Genomic DNA, 3,844 nt, shown 5'->3' with positions numbered 1-3,844 from the left:
CAGCGTGCTACGCCTCAACGGCGCCACCAACATCGCCCAAGCCCTCCGACATCAGGCCTGGGACCCACTCCGCCCCATCAACCTGCTACTGATCAGCTGAAGTGCGACTTTGCCGGGGCCGTGGGGGTAGACCGGGTCCAGGGGTCGGCTCTGCCACTCGGCCATGCCCTCCAGCACCCGATCGGTGATGGCTGAGATCGTGTCCTTTGACACGCTCGCGCCGTACACCTCGCCCAGGTGTGCGGAGACCTCCCCGGTGGTCAGGCCCTTGGCCGACAGCGACAGCACGATCCCGTCAACGCCGTCCAGCCGGCGCTGCCGCTTGCGGACGATCCGCGGCTGGAACGAGGCATCCCGGTCCCGCGGTACCGCGATCTGGACCGGACCGCCTCGGTCAGCACGGTTTTGGACCGCGTGCCGTTGCGGGAGTTGCCGTTGTCGCGGCCGGCCGGGTCGTGCTTGCTGTAGCCCAGGTGGGCGTCCATCTCACTCTCCAGCGACGACTCGAGCACGATCTTGGTCAACTGCTGGAGTAGGCTGCCTTCCCCGCTGACCGGCACGCCATCGGCCGTGGCCCGCTTCACCAGTTCAGCCACCACCTGCTCGTCCACCGCCGGCGCGGTCACCGCGGTCTGGGGCTTGATCTCGTCAGTCACAGGTGTACCTTCCACTTAGGACAGTTACACCGTTGTTCTTACACACACCCCCCCCGGGTGCCGCCGACGATTCGGCGACCGAGGGTTCGCCCAGAGCTGGCGCCGAAGTGGCGCGCGGCTCTGGGCACATCACCAGCGCTGGCGACCAGCCTTCCGCCGATGTGTCGACGCGGTTCCCGCCTGGCGGTCGGCTGGTCGCGTGGGCGGGATTCCTGTTCGGCTCGGTGATGTCGATCGCCGCGAACGTGCTGCACGCCTCTCTACCCGCACCACATGAACCCGTGCGGTGGTACCCGGGAATTGCACCGCAAGTCGGAGCGGCCGTGTGGCCAATCGGGCTGATGCTCGCCGTCGAGGCACTGAGCCGCGTCCGCTGGCCCACCGGCGTGCTCTGGGGACTGGCCCGCTTCGGTGGTGCAGGCACAGTCGCGCTTGGCTCGGCGATCATTTCCTACGGGACACGTACGGGATGTCCTGCTGGCGTGGCAGTACGGACCGCTGGCGGCCGCCGTGGGTCCGCTGGCGCTCGACGGCCTGATGGTGGTCAGCGGGTTCGCCCTGCTGGCGATAAGCCGCACCAGCACTGGCGGGGCGGATAGCAATCGGCAAGGACCGACGCCAGCGACGCGATGAGCTAGCGCACTGGTGCCCATTCTGGGGCGAGCGCCGCGCCAGCTCGTCGCCAACCGTCACCCGTGCAGGCAGTACGGAAACGCCGGACCCATCCTGGACACCGACCAGCAGTGCCGACGGCCTACAGCGAGACGATCCGGCGAGTTCGCAGCGTCTCAGCCATCGGCACGCTGGCAAGATCGCGTTCGCGTGAACCCGAGAGCACGGCGAGTTGGTCGGTGCGACCACACCCGGGCAGCCTGCTGTGTTGGCTGATTGTCTGCTGGCCGGTCACGCCCACGCCGGTAGGAGTTCACTCCGCTTCGATGGGCCAGCGTTCGAGGAACGCGTCGATCGTGTGTTCGATCAGCGTCCCGCGCTCGGTTGGTGCATGACCGGGCCCAAAGTTCTCGGATAGCGCATCGGCGAGCAGGTCCTCGACGGCTTCTCGCTCCTGCTGGGTGGGGTGCTGCTGGGTAGTCAGGGAGGAGAGCAATGCGGGATCGCGCTGGCCGACGATCTCGACCACGACGGCACGGTACCGCTCGGGAAGACTCTCGATCACACTACTCACGGATTCCTCCAACCGCCCCGGCCGCGCGCCCACGCCGTCACGACCTTCCCCTCCTCGTTGAGGACGACGACGGCGTCCTTGCCCTTATACCGATACGTACCGCCGTACTGGTCGGGACGGTACTCCGGTGCACGCGTCGGGTTGTTGACCGCGTCGTGCATCGCCTCGTCACTGACCCCGTGGCCATCACGACCCATGATCCTCGCCTCGCCATGCTCGCTCAGACCGTTGATCTCCTTGGGCGGCGGGAATGGCGCCTCCGCGTCGCCGCCACCGCCACTACCGCTGCTGCTGTCGGACTTGACCGGCTCGACGTGGTCATCCCCGCCCGCGTGCATCGCCATGTTCGCCACCGCGGCACCCGCGATGCCCGCACCAGTCGCCATGCCCGCGGCCGATACCGCGTTGAGCGGGACACCCGCCACCGAGCCCACGCCCGTGGCATCCAGCGCGAACCCACCGGCTTCGCCCGCGGCGCTGGCGACGGTCAGCAACGAGCCGCCAACCATGCCCGCAATGTCACCGGGATGATGGATAGCGGCGTTACCGAGCGAGGCCAGGTCGTTGATGGCCTCCGCGCCGACCTTCTCCACCCCGTGCCACGCGTCACTGGCCGCATCGCCGAGGGTGTCACCGAGCCGGTCCAGCAGACTCGGTTTCGGCGGTGCCTTGTCCCGGGCCTTGCCGATCGCCTGCCCGGCGGTGTTGCCCGCACTCGTCAACTGGCCACGGGCACGGTCGAGCACGGCCTTCGCCGCCTGCCGCTTGGCTTCGCCCGGGTCAACGAACGGAATATCAGGAGCCACGGTGGGATTTCCCGCGGCAGTCCTGGCTTGGGCGTCCCGATGCGCGTGTTCGACGTCCCGGGCGTGCTGCTCCTGCGCGGCCTTGGTGGCCGCCTGCGCCTCGTTCCACTGCTGAATGGCTTCCTGGGCTTGCGCTTGCGCCCAGGTCAACGTGGTGGCGTAGCTGCCCATCGCCTGGCTTGCCTCATGGAAGCAGTCGCCTGCCTCCAGCCACTTGCTCGGCTGGCCGTGGAAGACCTCGCGGAAGGCGTCGGCTGCCTGGCCGCTCCACCCGTCGGTGGTGTCGATCCGTTGCAGCCCGGCGCCGGCCTCATGCAGCGCATCGCCGTACGTCCGTAACAACAAGGCGATGTCCTGCACAGAAGCCGGATCGCCGGGAATGAGCGCTTTGGGGTCGTTGGTCTGGCCGAGTTCGGCTGTCATCAGTGCGCAGCCGGATCCGGGCTGGTCGAGTTCTCCAGAATGCCGGTGAACTGGCGGTGGTTGGCCTGTTCGACCTTCTGGTACGCGACCACGCTCTCGGTCAACTGGCCAGCGATGGCCTGCGCGTCCTTGGCGAGGTTCTGCACGCCCAACTGCCAGCGATCACAGAAATCCGACAGCGTGTCGGCCAGGTGGTCGTGCCCGATCGCGCCCTTGTCGCCATCGATGTCGCTGACCTGGCGGACATCCAGCGCATCCAGTGTGCCGGTGACCCCCTCCGCCGCCTGCGTCAGCGCGGTCAGGTCCACACGGAAACCGTCCGCCATCCCCGCCCTCCGGTGTCGCTCGTCGCCGATTCGCAACAGACAGCTTAGCCTGGATCCACCGGTGGTATTGCGGCGCGCGGTGGTGTCGTAGAGGGGTAGATGCCCTCCGACCTGGGAAGATGGGACTTGTTGAGGGTTCCATCTGATCCAGTGCGAAGGGCATCTACGAGGTGCGAGCATCCCACACCGCCGCTGCGGTGTCTGTGACATTCGATGAACCGAACCTCGTGTCGTCTGCGGGTCTGGTTCCCGTGCTGCGGCTGGCCGAGCGCGCCGGCTTGCACACGATGGCTGACCAGCGGGTTCGGCTCCCGGAGAAGGCGGCACGGCCCCGGCAAAGTCGCACTTCAGCTGATCAGTAGCAGGTTGATGGGGCGGAGTGGGTCCCAGGCCTGATGTCGGAGGGCTTGGGCGATGTTGGTGGCGCCGTTGAGGCGTAGCACGCTG

4 protein-coding genes and 1 pseudogene are annotated in these 3,844 nt (G+C 67.6%); all 5 read right to left on the bottom strand.

What is annotated here, in order from left to right:
• Positions 1 to 123: 123 nt before the first annotated feature.
• Positions 124 to 656, bottom strand: a pseudogene (locus tag FFT21_RS28180) (transposase); the annotation flags it as partial.
• Between the two features lie 754 nt (positions 657 to 1,410).
• Positions 1,411 to 1,563, bottom strand: coding sequence for a hypothetical protein (locus FFT21_RS29040; protein WP_153816596.1), 153 nt, complete (start codon positions 1,561 to 1,563; stop codon positions 1,411 to 1,413).
• Between the two features lie 18 nt (positions 1,564 to 1,581).
• The gene (locus FFT21_RS28175; protein ID WP_137816940.1) at positions 1,582 to 1,797 is read right to left on the bottom strand and encodes a hypothetical protein; all 216 of its coding nucleotides are present in this window, start codon (positions 1,795 to 1,797) and stop codon (positions 1,582 to 1,584) included.
• 41 nt (positions 1,798 to 1,838) lie between these two features.
• Entirely contained in the window at positions 1,839 to 3,071 is a 1,233-nt protein-coding gene (locus tag FFT21_RS28170; protein WP_137816939.1) for a putative T7SS-secreted protein, read from the bottom strand.
• The gene (locus FFT21_RS28165) at positions 3,071 to 3,379 is read right to left on the bottom strand and encodes a hypothetical protein (RefSeq protein ID WP_137816938.1); all 309 of its coding nucleotides are present in this window, start codon (positions 3,377 to 3,379) and stop codon (positions 3,071 to 3,073) included. Before FFT21_RS28165 ends, FFT21_RS28170 begins: the two co-directional genes overlap by 1 nt.
• Positions 3,380 to 3,844: the final 465 nt, after the last annotated feature.

Source organism: Gandjariella thermophila (assembly GCF_005405885.1).
Classification (GTDB): domain Bacteria; phylum Actinomycetota; class Actinomycetes; order Mycobacteriales; family Pseudonocardiaceae; genus Gandjariella; species Gandjariella thermophila.
This window is presented reverse-complemented; position numbering and strand designations above follow the sequence as displayed.